The organism is Sphingomonas sp. PP-CE-1G-424, assembly GCF_004341085.1.
In the GTDB taxonomy this organism is placed as follows: Bacteria; Pseudomonadota; Alphaproteobacteria; order Sphingomonadales; family Sphingomonadaceae; genus Sphingomonas.
In genome coordinates this window covers 349,294-366,618 of the sequence record NZ_SLXW01000003.1, presented here as the reverse complement: position 1 = coordinate 366,618, position 17,325 = coordinate 349,294, and the positions used below count along the sequence as shown (strand labels likewise).

Here is a 17,325-nt window from a genome sequence, read left to right as displayed (position 1 = left end):
CTTTGCCCACGATCGCGAATTGGCAATCCGGCGGGCTTGCGCTAAGCGACGGGCGAGGACCGGCTGAGCCGGACCTCGTTGATCGCGCCGGTGCCTCGCGAGAGGCTTGAATGGGAATGCGGTGCGGGGTTCGTCCCCTACTCCGCGGCTGTCCCTGCAACTGTAAGCGGTGAGCGAGAATGCCACGTATCCTGCGTAAGCGGGATACAGCCACTGGACGCTGCGCCTGTCGCGCACGCTGGGAAGGCTGCGTATTCGAGCGACGACCCGTGAGCCAGGAGACCTGCCGGCGATGGGTCGCTCTTGCCTTGGTCCAGGGGATGGCCGCGGCACGGTTCTCCGTCTGAGCGACGAACCTATGCGGCTGGGGCTGCATCGGTGCGTGGCATGGGTATTTGCGCCCGTCCATCGTCGCGCGCCGGTGATCATGCAGTTCCCGCCCGTCGTCGTACGGCGCGAGGAGACTGATATGCCCGATCTATCGAAGATCCCCGTTACCATCGTCACCGGCTTTCTCGGTGCCGGCAAGACCACGCTGATCAGCCATCTGATCCGCAACGCCGGCGGGCGCCGCCTGGCGGTGATCGTTAACGAGTTCGGCACGCTCGGCGTCGACGGCGACATCCTCAAGGGCTGCGCGATCCCCGATTGCCCGGCCGAGAACGTCGTCGAGCTGGCCAATGGCTGTATCTGCTGCACCGTCGCCGACGATTTCATCCCGACCGTCGAGACGCTGCTCGCGCTCGACCCGCGGCCCGACCACATTCTGATCGAGACGTCCGGGCTCGCGCTGCCCAAGCCGCTGCTGAAGGCGTTCGACTGGCCCGCGATCCGGTCGCGGATCACCGTCGACGGGGTCATCGCGCTGGCGGATGCCGAAGCCGTCGCCGCGGGCCGGTTCGCGCCCGATCTCGCCGCGATCGATGCGCAGCGCGCCGCCGATCCGAGCATCGATCACGAAACGCCCTTGTCCGAGGTGTTCGAGGACCAGCTCGCCTGTGCCGATCTGATCCTGCTCACCAAATGCGACCTCGCCGGCGCGGACGGCATCGCCGCGGCGCGCGCGGTGATCGCCGCCGAGACCGTACGACCGCTGCCGATCGTCGAGCTGGTCGATGGCGTCGTCGATCCGCGCGTCGTGCTCGGGCTCGGCGCCGCGGCCGAAGACGACATCGCCGCACGTCCCTCGCATCACGACGGCGAGGACGATCACGAGCACGACGATTTCGACAGCATCGTCGTCGAGTGGGACACGGTCGAAGATCCCGCCGCGCTGACGACACGGATCGAGACGCTGGCGGCGGGCGGCGAAATCCTCCGCGTGAAAGGCTATGCCGCGGTCGCCGGCAAGCCGATGCGGTTGCTCGTGCAGGCGGTCGGCGCCCGCGTCCGCGCGCACTATGATCGCCCCTGGGGCGCCGACGAGCCGCGCCGCACCCGACTGGTCGTCATCGCCGAGCGTGGCCGGCTCGATCCGGATGCGATCGGAGCAGCGCTGGGAGCCTGATCCCGATGCACGTCGTCTTTCGCGAGACCCACGGTCTGGAAGAGAGCGCTGTTCCCCAGGATCTGGGGCAGAGCGCCGCCGACCTGGTCGTGCTCTCGTTTTCCGACAGCGATCTCGCCGCGTTCAGCACGGGCTGGCGCGCGGCGATCGCAGCCGGCGACGCGATGCCGAGCGTGCGGCTCGCCAATCTGGCCGAGCTGACGCATCCGCTGTCGGTCGACACCTATGTCGAGCAGACGCTGGCCGGCGCAAAGGCGATCCTGATCCGGCTGATCGGCGGCACCGCCTATTGGTCCTACGGTCTGCAACAGGTCGAAGCACTTGCGCGGCGGCGCGGGATCGCGCTGGCGGTCCTGCCCGCGGACGGACGGTACGATCGCCGGCTGGACGCAGCGTCCACGGTTCCGCCGGCGGTATTGCGGCAGTTGTCGGCGCTCTGCGATATCGGCGGTGCCGACGCGTCGCGCGAGGCGCTGGCGCACTTTGCGCTCGCCGCGGGGTTGTGGGCCGAACCGAAGACGGGGTCGCGAGCCCTCGCCGCAGTCGGCGGGTGGCTGCCGGATACCGGCGTCGCCTGTCCTGCGGCATCCGTCATGACCGCATCGCGGCCGCGTATCCTGCTGATCTTCTATCGATCGTATCTGGCGGCGGCGGATCTCGATCCGATCGCCGCGTTGCACACGGCCTTCACGTCGCGCGGGTACGATGTCCTGGGGCTGTTCGTACCGTCGTTGAAGGACGGCGACGCGAGCGGTTGGCTACGCCGCTGGGTCGTCGCGCTGGCCCCCGTCGCGATCGTCAACGCGACGGCGTTCTCCGGCCGCGGCAGCGACGATACGACACCGCTCGACGGTGCGGACGTTCCCGTATTCCAGGTTGCGCTGGCGACGTCGGACCGCACCGCCTGGGTCGATGCGCCGCGCGGCCTGTCGGCCGCCGACCTCGCGATGCACGTCGTCCTGCCCGAGGTCGACGGACGAATCTTCGCAGGCGTCGCCAGCTTCAAGGAAGCGGCTTCACCCGACCCCGATCTGCAATATGCCCGCCGCGAACACCGCGCCGATGGAGAGCGCATCGCCGCGATCGCCGCGCGGATCGATGGCTGGATCGCACTGGCCGCCAAGCCTCCGGCCGAGCGAAACCTGGCGATCATCCTGTCGACCTACCCCGGCAAGGCGCACCAGATGGCGCATGCCGTGGGTCTGGACGCGATCGCCTCGGTCGACGCGATGCTCGAGGACCTGAAGACCGCGGGGTACGCGATCGACTCTCCGCACGACATCACGACCGCGCTCGGGTCGCACCTCATCGCGTGGCCGGTTGCGGCCTATCGCGCCGCGCTGGCCGCCCTGCCCGCCTCGCTCCGAACCGAGCTGTTCACTGCTTGGGACGAACCCGAAGACGATCCCGCCGTTCAGGCCGGTGCGTTCCGGTTCGCCGCGCTGTCGGCCGGCACCGCGCTGGTGGCGCTCCAGCCCGAACGGGGGCGATCCGCGGTGCGAACAGAAGAATATCACGACCTCTCGCGCTGCCCGCGTCACGGCTATGTCGCCTTCTATCTCTGGTTGCGGTCGCGCGGCACCGATGCGCTAGTCCATGTCGGCGCGCACGGCACGCTCGAATGGCTACCCGGCAAGGCGGTCGCGCTGTCGGATGCCTGCTGGCCCGAGGCGCTGACCGGCGCGATGCCGGTGGTCTATCCCTTCATCGTCAACGATCCAGGCGAGGCGGCACAGGCGAAGCGACGGATCGGCGCCGTCACGCTCGGCCACGTCCCGCCGCCGATGATCGGCACGAAAACCGGCACCGGGATGGACCGGCTCGAGGCGTTGCTCGACGAATTTTCCACCGCGGACGGGCTCGATCCGGCACGACGGAAACGGTTGCAGGCGGACATTCGCGACGAGGCGAACGCGCTCGGGCTCGAGGACACGCTGGCACTCGACCAGGCGGCATCCGCCGCGGACGTCGTGACGCGGATCGATACGTTCGTCTGCGACGTCAAGGACAGCCGGTTCGGCGACGGACTGCACGTGTTCGGACGCGGCACTCATGGCCACGCGGAGCGTGACGGGCTGCTCGCGGCGCTTGCCGGGCGCCGCGTCCCGTCCGGGCCTGCGGGGTCGCCGTGGCGGGGGCGATCCGACGTGCTGCCGACCGGGCGTAACCTTTATGCGATCGATCCGCGCGCGGTACCGTCGCGGTCCGCGCATGCGCAGGGCGTGCTGCTCGCCGAGGAACTGATCCGCCGGCATCTCCAGGACCAGGGGGAGTATCCGAAGGGGCTGGTCGTCGATCTGTGGGGATCCGCGACGATGCGCACCGCGGGCGAGGAGTTCGCGATGGCGCTGCATCTGTTGGGCGCCGAACCGATCTGGGACATGGCGTCGCAGCGCGTCACCGGCGTCGAGATCCTGCCGCTGATGCGGCTCGACCGGCCAAGGATCGACGTGACGTTACGCGTGTCGGGGCTCTTCCGCGATGCGTTCTCCACGCTCTGCACGATGTTCGGCCAAGCCGTCCGCGCACTGGCCGCCCGCGACGAACCCGCGGATCTCAACCCGTTCGTCGCGGCACCGGCGAACCCGAGGGTCTATGGCCCCGCCCCCGGACGCTACGGCGTCGGTATGGACGATGCCGGCGAAACCTACACGCCCGAGGCGCGCCTTGCCGCCGGCGAAGCGTGGCTGGCGGCATCGGCCTACGCATTCGACGACGGCGAGCGGGCCGACCCTGCCGGGATCCGCGACCGCGTCGCCGCCGCCGACAGCTTCGTCCACATCCAGGACCTGCCCGAAACCGACCTGCTGCTCGCCGCCGACTATGCCGCGCACGAAGCCGGGTTCGCGGCGGCGAAGACGCTCTCGGGCGGTGACGCTGCGCTCTACCATCTCGACGCCACCGATCCCGCCCGGCCGCGCGCACGATCACTGCGCGAGGAGATCGCCCGCGTGGTTCGCGCCCGTGCCGCGCACCCCGACTGGGTCGCCGGGATGATGCGACACGGTTTCCGCGGTGCAGCCGAGATTGCGGCGACGCTCGATCACCTCGGGGCGTTCGCGCATCTGGCCAGCGCCGTCTCGCCGCAATCGATCGACCTGTATTACGATGCGACCTTGGCGCGCGACGACGTGCGCGCGTTCATGGCGAACGCCAATCCGCGGGCGCTCGCGGCACTGGAGGCGCGGTTTGCCGCGCTCCATGCCTCGGGCCTGTGGACGACGCGCCGCAACTCGATCCTCGCGCAACTGGACATCGACGCGTGATCCGCGGCTGGTGCCCGACCGCGTGGCGTCCGATGGCCGCGGGCGACGGACTGCTCGTCCGCGTCCGCCCGAAACTCGGCCGGCTGACCCGCGAGCAGGTGATCGGGCTGTGCGAGGCCGCCATCGCCCATGGCAACGGCCAGATCGACGCGACCAATCGCGCCAACCTCCAGATCCGCGGTGTCGACGCCTGGGAACCACTGATCGAAGAGCTGTGCGATCTGGGCCTCGTCGATCGCGACCCGGTCGCCGAGTCCCGGCGCGCCATCCTGGTCGCGCCGGACTGGCGCACCGGCGACGACACGCACCGGATCGCGACCGAACTGATGCAGCGGTTGTCCGAACTGCCCGATCTGCCCGGCAAGGTCGGCTTCGCGATCGATTCCGGCGATACGCCCGTGCTGCACGCCGACCCCGCCGACTTCCGGGTCGAGCGGGCTGACGATGGTGACCTGATCCTACGCGCCGACGGTCGAGAAGCGGGTGCACGGATCGCAGACGGCGAGGTCGACGCGCTGATCGGGCTGGCGCACTGGTTCGTCGAGACCGGCGGCGGCGATGTCGGGCGGATGGCGCGCCATGCTGCCCCCCTGCCGATGATCGCAACCGTTCGGCCACGGGCGCCGATCGCAGAGACCGCCTTTAGGACCGGAACCGCGCATGGCCTGCCGTTCGGTAGGATCGACGCAGCTTCGCTCGCAGCGTTCATGCGGACGAGCGGCGCGACCGCGATCCGCGTGGCTCCTTGGCGGACGCTCATCGTCGAAGGCGGAGCATCAGGCATCACGCTCGGCCGCGAAGACCCCGCGACCGTCCGCGTCGATGCGTGCGTCGGCGCCCCCACCTGCCCGCAGGCGAGCGTCGCCACCCGCGACCTCGCGATCCGCCTCGCGCCGCATATCGCCGGTCGGCTCCACGTCTCGGGCTGCGCCAAGGGATGCGCGCGGTCCGCCCCCGCCGATGTCGTCCTGACCGGCCGTGGCGGTCGGTTCGACCTCGGCTTCGTCGCGCGCACCGGCGACCCGCCTGCACTCGCAGGTCTCGATGCCCCCGCCGTCCTCGCCCATTTTGGAGCCGCCTGATGCCGCATATCTACGAGACCGACGGCGCGGCGATCTATCGTCAATCGTTCGCGACGATCCGCGCCGAAGCTGATCTCGCGCGGTTCTCCGCGGAGGATGAACCCGTCGCCGTCCGGATGATCCACGCCTGCGGCCTGGTCGGACTGGCCCAGCACATCCGGTTCTCGCGCACGTTCGCGGTCGACGCCCGTGCCGCGTTGCGCGCCGGCGCGCCGATCCTGTGCGACGCGCGGATGGTCACCGAGGGGATTACCCGCGCCCGGCTTCCCGCGGCGAACCCGGTGCTCTGCACGCTGAATGCTGCCGAAACACCCGACCTTGCGCGTGCCATGGGCAACACCCGGTCCGCGGCGGCGCTTGAACTGTGGCGACCGCATCTGGCCGGCGCAATCGTGGCGATCGGCAACGCGCCGACCGCGTTGTTCCACCTGCTCAACATGCTCGAAGACCCCGATTGCCCGCGTCCCGCCGCGATCATCGGCTGCCCGGTCGGCTTCGTCGGCGCGGTCGAATCGAAAGCCGCGCTCTGGGCGGTACAACCCGTGCCCTGCGTCGTCGTCGACGGCCGGATGGGCGGCAGCGCGATCACGGTCGCGGCGATCAACGCGCTCGCAAGCTACGCCGAATGACGATCGGGACGATCCACGGCGTCGGTCTGGGCCCCGGCGCGCAGGACCTGATGAGCGTCCGCGCCGATCGCCTGGTGCGCGGCGCACGGCATATCGCGTTCTTCCGCAAGGCGGGCAAACCCGGCCAGGCGCGCCGCATCGTCGACGGCATGCTGCGCGCCGATGCGATCGAATACGCGATGGAATACCCGGTCACGACCGAGATCCCGATCTCCGACCCTCGCTACAACGACTGGCTTTCGACATTCTATGCCGAGTGCACGCGACATCTGGCGGCGCTCGCGCATGCCGGCGAAGACGTCGTCGTGCTGTGCGAAGGCGATCCCTTTTTCTACGGATCGTTCATGCACCTGCATTCGCGCCTGTCGGATATCGCGCCGGTCTGCGTAGTGCCGGGGATCACCGGCATGTCGGGCGCCTGGACCGCGAGCGGCACGCCGATCACCTGGGGCGAGGATGTCCTGACCGTGCTGACCGCGACCTTGCCGGAGGACGAATTGACGCGCCGCATTCGCGACACCGATGCGCTGGTCGTGATGAAGATCGGCCGACACCTCGCCAAGCTGCGCCGGGCCCTCATCGCAGCGGGTCGCGAAGAATCCGCATGGCTGGTGGAATACGCCGCGATGCCCGACCAACGCGTTACGCGACTGGCCGATGCGACCGACATCGCGCCGTATTTTGCGATCGTGCTGATCCACGGCCAGGGCCGCAGGCCGTGACGCCACCCGCAGGATGGCTCGCGATCGCCGGGCTAGGGCCGGGTGACGCCGCGTTGGTCACACCGGAAGTGACACAGGCGCTTGCCGAAGCCACCGACGTCATCGGCTACATCCCCTACGTCGCGCGCATCGCCCCCCGCCCCGGGCTGACGCTGCACGCATCGGACAACCGCGTCGAACTCGATCGCGCCGCGCACGCGCTATCGCTGGCGAGCGCGGGGCACCGGGTCGTCGTCGTCTCCTCCGGCGATCCGGGTGTGTTCGCGATGGCGGCGGCGGTGTTCGAAGCGGTCGAGAACGGGCCGGCGGACTGGCGGGCGCTCGATATCCGCGTGCTGCCGGGGATCACCGCGATGCTCGCGGCCAGCGCGCGCGTCGGCGCCCCGCTCGGGCATGATTTCTGTGCGATCAACCTGTCCGACAATCTCAAGCCGCAGGCGTTGATCGAGCGTCGGATCCGCCTGGCCGCGGACGCCGATTTCGCGATCGCGTTCTACAACCCCCGGTCGAAGGCAAGACCCGACGGGTTCGGCACCGCACTGGCGATCCTGCGCGAGACCTGCGCCGACGCGCGCCCGGTCCTGTTCGCCCGCGCCGTGTCGACGCCCGACGAAGACCTGCGGATCGTAGCGCTGCCCGATGCGCGGCCCGAAATGGCGGACATGCGGACGGTCGTCATTATCGGGTCGAGCACGACGCGGATGATCGCGCGCGCCGGTACGCCGTTTCTCTACACGCCGAGGTCAGCGTCGTGACCCAGCCAGCGCAGAACGCCGGCGACATCGTAGACTTCGGTTCGCGCAGGGATGGCGGGACGATCGATCATGACCACCGGCAGCCCGAGCGTCCGTGCCGCGACCAGCTTGGCCATCGCCCCCGCACCACCGGCATTCTTGCACACCACGAGATCGATCGCGTGCTCGCGCAGCAGCGTCAGGTCGCGCTCGACGGTAAAGGGTCCGCGGTCGATCACGAGGTGATGATCGGGCAATCCGATCGCATGATCCGCGCGATCGACGAAGCGCAGGAGATAGCGGTGCTGCGGCTGTGCTGCGAACGCCTCGACATGCATGCGCCCAAGCGCCAGCATGACGCGTCGCGACGGCCCTGCCAGCGCCGCGACGGCTGCGTCGATATCGCCGACGCGGTGCCAGTCGTCGCCGTCTTCGGCGGACCACGCCGGTCGCGTCAGCGCAATATACTGCACGCCTGTCTGCGCCGCCGCCGCGAGAGCATGCCGGCTCATCTGCGCCGCGAACGGATGCGTCGCGTCGACCAGATGCGTGATGCCCGTTTCACGAAGATAGGTCGCAAGGCCGTCGACACCACCGAACCCGCCGATCCGCACGGGCACCGGCTGTGGCTTCGGGTGCGCGACACGACCGGCATAGCTGAGCACCGCAGTAAGGCCGCGATCCGCCAGCGCGGCCGCAAGCGCGCTGGCTTCGGTGGTGCCGCCGAGAATGAGGATGGACGGCATGGGTGAGGCTCGCACTGTTCCGTGGCTGACGATCGTCGGGATCAACGAGGATGGACCGGCAGGGCTGTCGCCGGCAAGTCGCACCGCGATCGACCGCGCCGATCTGCTGACCGGCGCGACGCGGCATCTCGCGCTGCTACCCGATCTTCGCTGCGATGTCGCACCCTGGCCGATTCCGTTCGACGACGGCATCGCGCGCCTGCTCGAACAGCGCGGGCGGCACGTCGTCCTGCTCGTCTCGGGCGATCCGTTCTGGTTCGGCGCAGGGACGACCATCACGCGGCATCTCGCGCGCGACGAATGGGTGGCGCATCCGGCGGTTTCTACATTCGGGCTTGCCGCCGCGCGGCTGAGTTGGCCGATCGACGATACCGCCTGCCTGGGACTGCATGCCGCACCGTTGACGCGGCTGCGTCCGATCCTCGCACCGGGGCGACAGGTGATCGTCTTGGTCCGCGATGGCGCCGCGGTAGGCCAGCTCGCGCGCTATCTCGACGAGCTGGGTTTCGGCGGCAGCGTACTGTGGATCCTCGAAGCGCTCGGCGGCCCGTCCGAGCGCATCCGCCGCAGCACCGCCGCCACACTCGACTTCGCCGATATCGCGCATCCTGTTGCGGTCGGTGTGACAGTGGCAGGCGACGGCGCGGTAGTGCCCAGTGTCGCTGGCCGGCCGGATCACTGGTTCGACCACGACGGACAGATCACGAAACGGGCGGTGCGCGCGCTGACGCTCTCCGCGCTGGCACCGAGGCCGGGCGAGACGTTGTGGGACATCGGCGCCGGGTCGGGTTCGATCGGCATCGAGTGGCTCTTGTCGCATGCGTCGACGAGCGCGGTCGCGTTCGAGGCGGATCCGGTGCGCGCCAATCGGGTCCGCGCCAATGCAACAACATTGGGGGTCGACCGGCTGCGGGTGATCAACGGCCGTGCGCCCGAAATCCTCGAGGGGCTTCCCTCGCCCGATGTCGTGTTCGTTGGCGGTGGATTGTCGAACGCCTTGCTCGACCGGTTATGCGCGACGCTCGATGCCGGTACGCGTCTCGTCGCAAACGCCGTGACGCTGGAATCGGAAATCCTGCTGACCCAGTGGCACGCGACCAAGGGCGGCACGCTCCAGCGGATCGAGCTGTCGGACGCCGCCCCGCTCGGCACGCGACGCGGGTGGCGGGCGCACTACCCCGTCGTACAATGGAGCGTCGCGCTGTGATCGTCGCCGGTTTCGGCTTCCGTGCTGCCGCCGATGTAGCGGCGTGCAAGGCCGCGCTCGCGCTCGCGCAGAGTGGCCATCCTGCGGTGACGGCGCTTGCCGCGCCCGACGACAAGGCGGCCTTGCTCGCCCCGCTCGCCGCTGCGCTAGACCTCCCGCTGATCGCCGTGACGCCGGAAATGCTGCGCAGCATAACCACGCCCACGTGCTCCCGGTTCAGCCTCGAAGCACGCGGCACCGGCAGCGTCGCAGAAGCCGCAGCGCTTGCCGCGGCAGGTCCCGACGCATGGCTCCTGACCCGCCGCCACGTCTCTCCCAACCGGATGGCGACCTGTGCCATCGCCCAAGGAACCGCCGCATGACCGTTCATTTCATCGGTGCCGGCCCCGGTGCGCCCGATCTGCTGACGTTGCGCGGACGCGATCTGATCGCGGCGTCGCCGGTGTGCCTCTACGCCGGATCGCTGGTGCCCGCGGCGCTGCTCGAGCATTGCCCGCCCGGTGCGCGGATCGTCAACACCGCGCCGCTGTCGCTCGATCAGATCGTCGCGGCGATTGCCGACGCGCATGCCGAAGGCCACGACATCGCCCGTCTGCATTCGGGCGACCTGTCGATCTGGTCGGCGATGGGCGAGCAACTCCGCCGGCTGCGCGCGCTCGACATCCCGTTAACCGTGACGCCCGGCGTGCCGGCGTTCGCGGCAGCGGCGGCGGCGCTCGAAGCCGAACTGACGCTTCCCGGTCTGACGCAGTCGGTCGTCCTGACACGCACGCCCGGACGCGCGAGCGCGATGCCGCCCGCCGAGGACCTCGCCGCGTTCGCTGCCACCGGCTCGACCCTGGCGATCCATCTGTCGATCCATAACCTTGCGCAGGTAGTGGCCGCGGTGACGCCCGCGTACGGGAACGACTGTCCGGTGGCGATCGTCTGGCGAGCAAGCTGGCCGGACCAACGCATCGCCCGCGCGACGCTGGCGACGATCGTCGAGGCCGCGGCCGATGGCCCCGACCGGACGGCGTTGATCCTCGTCGGGCGCGTTCTCGCCGCGGCGGATTTCGACGAAAGCAGCCTGTATGCGACAGGGTATGACCGGCGCTTCCGACCGCAGGATGCGACATCGCGGTTTGCGGAGGGCTCGGCATGATCCCCGGTCTGATGATCGCCGCGCCCGCCTCGGGAACCGGCAAGACCACGGTCATGCTCGGCCTGCTCCGCGCGTTGCGCGACGACGGGCTGGCCGTGCAACCGTTCAAGAGCGGCCCCGACTATATCGATCCCGCATTCCACCGCGCGGCCAGCGGGCGGGCCTCGTTCAACCTCGACAGTTGGGCGATGAGCGGCACGATGCTCGATGGCCTTGCCGCGCAGTCGAACGACGCCGATTTCGTGCTGGCGGAGGGCTCGATGGGGCTGTTCGACGGCGTTGCGAAACCCGGCGCCTCGGGCAACGGTGCCAGCGCGGACATCGCGCGGCGGATGGGCTGGCCGGTGGTGCTGGTCGTCGACGTCTCGGGTCAGGCGCAGTCGGCCGCGGCGACGGCGCTCGGCTTTGCGCGCTACGATCCGAACCTCCCGATCGCCGGTGTTATCCTGAACCGGGTCGCGAGCCCGCGGCACGAACGGCTGGCGCGCAGCGGCATGGCGGCGGTCGGAATCCACGTATTCGGCGCGCTGCCACGACGCGGCGACCTGAAGCTGCCCGAACGGCATCTGGGACTGGTGCAGGCATCGGAACATGCCGATCTCGAGACCCGGATCGCCGATTATGCGACATTCCTGCGCGAGCACGTCGATCTCGCCGCGATCCGCGCTGCAGCATCGGCTGTGCCACGTGCCGAGTCCGAACCGCATAGCTTCAGGCCGCCGGCCCAGCGGATCGCGCTGGCGCAGGATGCCGCGTTCTCGTTCGCGTATCCGCACATGCTGGCCGGATGGCGGAGCGCCGGCGCTGAAATCCTGCCCTTCTCACCGCTCGCCGACGAAGCCCCCGCGCCGCACGCGGATCTGGTGTGGTTGCCCGGCGGCTATCCCGAACTGCACGCTGGTCGCCTGTCGGAGGCGCGCACTTTCCATGCGGCGCTGGCCGAGCACGCGCGCACGCGGCCCGTGCACGGCGAGTGCGGCGGCTACATGGCGCTTGGCGAGGCACTGATCGATGCCGACGGCACGCGGCATCGCATGGCGGGACTGCTCGGTCTGGTCACGAGTTATGAGAAGCGCCGCATGCATCTGGGCTATCGCCGGGCGACTCTGCTCGCACCGATGGCCGGGGTCATCGCGGGCAGCGATCTGCGCGGTCACGAATTCCATTATTCGACGATCCTCGACCAACCGGATCAGCCACTCGCCGAAGTGACGGATGCCGAGGGTACGCTTGTGGCCGAAAGCGGATCGTATCGCGGCCGCGTATCGGGCACCTTCTTCCACCTGATCGCGCATGGCCGATGAGCGCGATCGACCTGCATCTGATCGGGATCGGCACCGGCAATCCCGATCACCTCACGCGCGCGGCGGAAGCGGCGATGAACGCCGCCGACGTCATCCTCCTGCCGCGCAAGGGCGATGCGAAGTCCGACCTGATCGATCTGCGCCGGACGATCTGCGCCACAGTGCTGACAGGCAGCACGCGGGTCGTGGAGTTCGATCTGCCCGTACGAGGCACCGCGGGAGCCTATCTCGCCGAGGTCGACGACTGGCACGATGCGATCGCAGAATGCTGGGCGGATGCGGTCGCGCGACAGCTTCCGGAGGGCGGACGACTGGCGTTGCTCGTCTGGGGCGACCCGTCGCTGTACGACAGCAGCCTGCGGATCGCCGAGCGCTTGCGCCACGCCGGCATTTCGCTGCGGGTCCATGTCGTTCCAGGCATTACCAGCCTGCAGGCGTTGACCGCGGCGCACGCGATACCGCTCAACGAGCTCGGCGCGCCGGTGCTGCTCACGACCGGACGACGGCTGCGCGACGAGGGATGGCCGGCGGGGATCGATACGCTGGCGGTGATGCTCGACGGCAGCTGTGCGTTCGAGACGATCGCGGCCCAGGACATCGACATATGGTGGGGCGCCTATCTCGGCATGCCGCACGAAGCGCTGGTCGCAGGGCCGCTGGCCGAGGTTGCAGCGAAGATCGTCTCGAAACGCGCCGCGCTGCGTGCCGATCATGGCTGGATCATGGACACCTACCTGCTCCGCCGCCGGTCAGCCGCGTAGCGCCTGAAGACGCCAGACGCGATTGAACGACAGGATCGTCTGCGACAGCGGGGCAATATCGATCCGCAGCGTCGCCGCGACCGGTATCGACAGCGCCGTGGCGATCACCGCGCGGATCACGCTGGCGTGGGTGATCGCCACGATCGGCTGGTCGATCCGCTCCAGGCTGCGGAGCCAGGGTTCGACGCGTTGCGCTACGGCCGCGAGCGTTTCGCCATTGGGCGCACCATCTTCGGGCGCCATAAGCCAAGCCGCCAGAGCCTCCGGCGCGCGCATATGAACCGCCTCGAACGACAGCCCGGTCCAAGCACCATGGTCAATGTCGCGCAACACCTCGCTCGGCGTAGCCGCCAACCCCAAGGCGATCGCAGTCTCGCGCGCCGCAGTCGCGGGACTGGTCCAGACGTTGGCCGGCTTCGCGCCGTCCAGCTTTGCCGCACCGGCCTTGGCCCTTCCCCCCTCGTCGAGCGGTTCCGCCGGATCGGGGAAACCACCCGCGCGCATCGAGGGCGTGCCGCCAGCGCAGATCAGGACGAGACGGGTCGCCATCCAAAACTCCAAATCGGTTGACGCCCCTGCCCCGTCGCTCCACAGCAGAGCGATCGGAGCCGGGCGGGAAGCCGGTGCGATACCGGCGCGGTCGCGCCACTGTGATCGACGGGTTCCATCCTGTCGAGAGCCAGACCCCGCCCGACGCCTCAACGTTCGCCGGGCGCGAGATCCCGGTAGGAGACTGATCATGGCCGCACGCGCGCTTTCCCCGCAGGTCCCGTATATCGCGATCGGGACGACCCCCGGCATTCCGCTCGACGAGATCGCGCCGTGGGCGGTGCTCGGCGCCGTCATCGCGCTGATCATGCTGTATTTTGTCAGCACCGAACAGGGCGCGTATGCGCTGTTCCAGGGCATGTACGTGCATGAATACGTCCATGACGGGCGGCATCTGCTGGGCTTCCCCTGCCACTGAGCCGGGGCCCCAGACCATGATGAAACACATGCTGTGGCGCGGGATGCTGTCGGGCATCCTCGGCGCCCTGATCGCCGCGACCTTCGCGCTGGTGTTCGCCGAACCCAAGATCGACGCCGCGATCGCGTTCGAAGCGGCCCATGCCGCACACGCCATGCCAGGCATGGACGAGGAACTCGTCAGCCGAACGGTTCAGAAGACCGCGGGGCTCTACACCGCGATGCTGATGTACGGGACCGCGCTCGGCGGCCTGTTCGCGATCGTCTTCGCGGTTCTCTACGGTCGCGTCGTGCAGATCGGGCCACGCAGCCTGTCGCTGCTGCTCGCGCTCGCGACGGTCGTGGTGATCGTCCTCGTGCCGGCACTCAAATACCCCCCGACGCCGCCCGCGGTGGGGCTTCACGAGACGGTCAGGCTGAGAACTGTCGCCTATTTCGGGATGCTCGGCTTTTCGGTCCTGGCCGCAGTCGCGGGCGTCTGGATACGGCGACGCCTGAGCGGGCGATCGTCTGCAATCGATGCCATCCTAGGCGGTGTGGTCGGCTATGTCGCGCTGGTCGCAGCGCTGCAATTGCTCCTGCCGACGATCGACGAGGTCCCTGCGACGTTCCCCGCGAGTCTGCTGTGGCAATTCCGGATCGCGTCGATCGCCACGCAGACGGTGTTGTTCGTCGTCATCGGGATCGCCTTCGGCTGGCAGATCGACCGTACGATGCGGAACCGCGGGATGGCTGGGCGTTAGACGAGATCGAACCTAATGCCGCTGACGATCCGATTGGTGCGAGAACCAGCGCCAACGGCCGGTATCTCGTCATCGGATAATCCACTCCCAGACGCCTGCACCGGTTGGCACGGTCAACCGCAGATAGCGGGTCGGTGCGGCGTGATGGAGCACGATCGGCGATCCGCTCGCCGTCGTCTGCGCCGCGCGGCGCCAGGTCCGGCCATCCGCGGAGGACTCGATCGACAGTGCGTAGCGACGGATCGGATATTCCATCCGCACAAGGCTCTCGCGCACCGTCCGCACCGACCCGAGATCGGCGACCAGCGTCGCGGGCGCCCCCGGCTTGGCGCGCCACAGCGTCGCGTAATTGTCGTCTGCCGCGCGGGCAGGACCGTGCAGCGCATCGGCCCCCTCGCCGCGCGCGGTCCAGTGCAACCCCGCGTCGCGGTGCGCGGCGAACCCCTCGACGATCCCGCCGTGGCTCGGCACGACGGTCGCGATCGTCCCGTCGTCGTGGATCGTCAGCGGATCGACCGCGACTTGGCGCAGCACCGCGTCGCCCGGCGGCGGGAACGGCAGGCCCTGGCGGTGATACAGGATGTACGCCTGCCCGCCCGACCGGAAGATCGCATGATGCCCCGGACTGATCACGTCGCGCGCGCGATCGGTCGACAGGATCGGGCTGTTGGCGGCCTCGCGGAACGGCCCGAACGGGGTTTCGCCGATCGCGTACCGCACCTTGTACGTGTCTTCGGTCGTCTTCCCGTCGCTATAGGTCAGCGCGTAATGCTTCCCCGCGCGGACCATGAACGGGGCTTCGAAATAATGCGGCGGCGTCACGTCCTTCGGCGTGCCGTCGAACGTCACCATGTCGCGCTTGAGCTTGACGACGAAGCAATGCCCGTTGGTCCAGTTCCACCCCGATCCCCAGTAGAGATAGGCCTGCCCGTCGTCGTCGATGAACGCCTCGGCATCGATCATGTGGTAGCGGGGGTCGAACGCCTTGGCGATCAGCGGCTTGCCGCCATGCGCGTCGCGCCACGGTCCGGCGGGCGACGGCGCGGTACCGACCCAGACCTCGCTGCCGACCGAGACGTACATGAACCAGCGGCCATCGCGCGTCTTCACCACCGACGGCGCCCACACCTTGGAGTCCCCCGAACTCGGGCTCGTCGCGGCAGCCTTGGTCGGCCAGGCGGGGGTCGAGAAGCTCCAGTCGCGACCATTGGTCGAGGTCCAGAGCGCGAGGCGGTCGTCGCCCCACGGGTCGATCGTCGCGAAGATGTACCAGCGGCCCTTGTCGTGGACGATCGAGGGGTCCGCGAAATAGCCGGGCAGCAAGGGATTGCGGTCGCTGGCCGTGTCCCAGCGCGGCGGAGCATCGGCGGCGACGAGCAGCGCGGCGGCGGCGAGCAGAGCGATGCGGATCATAAATCCTCCAGAGTCCAGCGATCGCGCCAGCGCAGGATCGGCCGGTCGCCTTCCCACTCGATCGGCAGCCAGACATAGCGGCCGTCGATCGCGTTCTTCGGACGCCAGATATCCGCCATGAACACGAACCGCTCACGCCCGGTCTTGTCGGGGAGCGGCAGGACGAAGGTGCTTTGCCCGCCGAAGGTCGTCGCGACCTGCTCGGGCGTGCCGCGCACCGGGTTGCCGAGCGAGGTCCACGGTCCTTCGATCCGGTCGGCGACGAACGACCGGGCGGGATTTGGCGCCCAACCGGTCAGTCCCGAGGTGACCATGTAATAGCGCCCGCGCGCACGAAAAATCGCCGGTGCCTCGTTCGCGCCGCCAGGGAGAAGCCGCCAATAGCGCCCGTCATGCGCGGTCAGATCGGGTCGCAGCCGCGCCGCCTGCAGAGTACGGTTTTCTTCCGACGCATAGACGTGCCACGCGGTGCCCTCGGCATCGACGAAAAGCGTCATGTCGCGCGCCATCTGCCCGCCCGGCCGGTCGCGGACGAGATGGCTGCCGGTGTCAGCTTTGTCCGCGTCGGTCACGTTGACCGGCCACTGCCCAGGATCGACGCGGCCGGAGCGCAGAAAGCGGTACGGCCCGGTTACCCGGTCGGCGACCGCGACGCCGGCGCGCGCCGCGGCATAGCCCTGCCCCTTCAGTTCGAGGTGGAACCACATCACGAACCGCCCCGACACCGGATCACGCAACACCTTGGGCCGCTCGATCACGCAGCCGCGGACGATATCGCTCTTCGGATCGTCCGAGACGGCGAGTGCGATACCCTCGTCGCGCCAATCGTACAGGTTCGCCGAACTGTAGACGTGGACGCCGACCTGCGCGACGTTGCCGCCTTCGCCCGCCGTCTTGTGCTCGCCGAACCAGTACCAGCGATCGCCCTGCCGCAGCAGTCCGCCGCCATGCGCGTTCACGTGGACGCCGCGATCGTCCGGCCACAGCGCGCCCGGTGTGAACGCGTGAGCGGGCGCACGCGCTAAGGCCGGAACCGAGGCGGCCGCCAGCGTGGCGGCCCCGCCAACGATCAGACTGCGCCGGGTCGGCTCCATCCTGGTC

The 17,325-nt window shown here is 69.1% G+C and carries 17 protein-coding genes and 2 riboswitches; of the genes, 13 read left to right on the top strand and 4 right to left on the bottom strand.

The window, feature by feature from the left end:
* Positions 1 to 71 precede the first annotated feature (71 nt).
* Positions 72 to 306, top strand: a riboswitch (cobalamin riboswitch).
* A gap of 163 nt (positions 307 to 469) precedes the next feature.
* The 6 genes from cobW to cobJ are packed head-to-tail and all read left to right on the top strand — an operon-like array spanning position 470 to position 7,961.
* On the top strand, positions 470 to 1,507 hold the full coding sequence (cobW, locus tag C8J43_RS11800) for a cobalamin biosynthesis protein CobW (protein WP_133031064.1): 1,038 nt from the start codon (positions 470 to 472) through the stop codon (positions 1,505 to 1,507).
* 5 nt (positions 1,508 to 1,512) lie between these two features.
* On the top strand, positions 1,513 to 4,773 hold the full coding sequence (gene cobN, locus C8J43_RS11795) for a cobaltochelatase subunit CobN (protein WP_133031063.1): 3,261 nt from the start codon (positions 1,513 to 1,515) through the stop codon (positions 4,771 to 4,773).
* 32 nt (positions 4,774 to 4,805) lie between these two features.
* Positions 4,806 to 5,855, top strand: a complete 1,050-nt coding sequence (locus C8J43_RS11790; protein ID WP_133031441.1) for a cobalamin biosynthesis protein CobG — start codon at positions 4,806 to 4,808, stop codon at positions 5,853 to 5,855.
* A complete protein-coding gene (locus C8J43_RS11785; RefSeq protein WP_133031062.1) occupies positions 5,855 to 6,484 on the top strand; it encodes a precorrin-8X methylmutase in 630 nt (209 codons plus the stop codon). The genes C8J43_RS11790 and C8J43_RS11785 overlap by 1 nt, the downstream gene beginning before the upstream one ends.
* The gene (cobI, locus tag C8J43_RS11780) at positions 6,481 to 7,206 is read left to right on the top strand and encodes a precorrin-2 C(20)-methyltransferase (protein ID WP_060525388.1); all 726 of its coding nucleotides are present in this window, start codon (positions 6,481 to 6,483) and stop codon (positions 7,204 to 7,206) included. The genes C8J43_RS11785 and cobI overlap by 4 nt, the downstream gene beginning before the upstream one ends.
* Entirely contained in the window at positions 7,203 to 7,961 is a 759-nt protein-coding gene (gene cobJ, locus C8J43_RS11775) for a precorrin-3B C(17)-methyltransferase (RefSeq protein WP_243645552.1), read from the top strand. The genes cobI and cobJ overlap by 4 nt, the downstream gene beginning before the upstream one ends.
* On the opposite strand, the gene C8J43_RS11770 is transcribed toward cobJ, so the two are convergent.
* Complete coding sequence (locus C8J43_RS11770) at positions 7,937 to 8,686, bottom strand: cobalt-precorrin-6A reductase (protein WP_133031060.1); 750 nt, start codon at positions 8,684 to 8,686, stop codon at positions 7,937 to 7,939. The genes cobJ and C8J43_RS11770 overlap by 25 nt on opposite strands.
* Between C8J43_RS11770 and cbiE the strand changes: the two genes are divergently transcribed.
* The 5 genes from cbiE to cobF are packed head-to-tail and all read left to right on the top strand — an operon-like array spanning position 8,685 to position 13,102.
* Positions 8,685 to 9,893: a precorrin-6y C5,15-methyltransferase (decarboxylating) subunit CbiE gene (gene cbiE / locus C8J43_RS11765; RefSeq protein ID WP_133031059.1), complete on the top strand. Its 1,209-nt coding sequence runs from the start codon at positions 8,685 to 8,687 to the stop codon at positions 9,891 to 9,893. The two genes, C8J43_RS11770 and cbiE, sit on opposite strands and share 2 nt — an antisense overlap.
* Positions 9,875 to 10,255 (top strand): cobalamin biosynthesis protein, encoded by a 381-nt coding sequence (locus tag C8J43_RS11760; RefSeq protein WP_133031058.1) that lies wholly within the window; start codon positions 9,875 to 9,877, stop codon positions 10,253 to 10,255. The genes cbiE and C8J43_RS11760 overlap by 19 nt, the downstream gene beginning before the upstream one ends.
* Positions 10,252 to 11,037, top strand: coding sequence for a precorrin-4 C(11)-methyltransferase (gene cobM / locus C8J43_RS11755; RefSeq protein WP_133031057.1), 786 nt, complete (start codon positions 10,252 to 10,254; stop codon positions 11,035 to 11,037). Before C8J43_RS11760 ends, cobM begins: the two co-directional genes overlap by 4 nt.
* Complete coding sequence (locus C8J43_RS11750; protein ID WP_133031056.1) at positions 11,034 to 12,341, top strand: cobyrinate a,c-diamide synthase; 1,308 nt, start codon at positions 11,034 to 11,036, stop codon at positions 12,339 to 12,341. The genes cobM and C8J43_RS11750 overlap by 4 nt, the downstream gene beginning before the upstream one ends.
* Positions 12,338 to 13,102, top strand: a complete 765-nt coding sequence (cobF, locus tag C8J43_RS11745; protein WP_133031055.1) for a precorrin-6A synthase (deacetylating) — start codon at positions 12,338 to 12,340, stop codon at positions 13,100 to 13,102. Before C8J43_RS11750 ends, cobF begins: the two co-directional genes overlap by 4 nt.
* Here cobF and C8J43_RS11740 read toward each other — a convergent pair.
* Entirely contained in the window at positions 13,091 to 13,651 is a 561-nt protein-coding gene (locus C8J43_RS11740; protein ID WP_133031054.1) for a histidine phosphatase family protein, read from the bottom strand. The genes cobF and C8J43_RS11740 overlap by 12 nt on opposite strands.
* A gap of 65 nt (positions 13,652 to 13,716) precedes the next feature.
* Positions 13,717 to 13,788, top strand: a riboswitch (cobalamin riboswitch).
* Between the two features lie 53 nt (positions 13,789 to 13,841).
* Between C8J43_RS11740 and C8J43_RS11735 the strand changes: the two genes are divergently transcribed.
* Both C8J43_RS11735 and C8J43_RS11730 read left to right on the top strand, forming a co-directional pair.
* A complete protein-coding gene (locus C8J43_RS11735) occupies positions 13,842 to 14,069 on the top strand; it encodes a CbtB-domain containing protein (RefSeq protein ID WP_133031053.1) in 228 nt (75 codons plus the stop codon).
* Positions 14,070 to 14,085: 16 nt separating this feature from the next.
* Complete coding sequence (locus tag C8J43_RS11730) at positions 14,086 to 14,811, top strand: CbtA family protein (RefSeq protein WP_133031052.1); 726 nt, start codon at positions 14,086 to 14,088, stop codon at positions 14,809 to 14,811.
* 69 nt (positions 14,812 to 14,880) lie between these two features.
* On the opposite strand, the gene C8J43_RS11725 is transcribed toward C8J43_RS11730, so the two are convergent.
* Both C8J43_RS11725 and C8J43_RS11720 read right to left on the bottom strand, forming a co-directional pair.
* Positions 14,881 to 16,224: a family 43 glycosylhydrolase gene (locus C8J43_RS11725; RefSeq protein ID WP_133031051.1), complete on the bottom strand. Its 1,344-nt coding sequence runs from the start codon at positions 16,222 to 16,224 to the stop codon at positions 14,881 to 14,883.
* Complete coding sequence (locus tag C8J43_RS11720) at positions 16,221 to 17,318, bottom strand: glycoside hydrolase family 43 protein (protein ID WP_133031440.1); 1,098 nt, start codon at positions 17,316 to 17,318, stop codon at positions 16,221 to 16,223. The genes C8J43_RS11725 and C8J43_RS11720 overlap by 4 nt, the downstream gene beginning before the upstream one ends.
* Positions 17,319 to 17,325 lie beyond the last annotated feature (7 nt).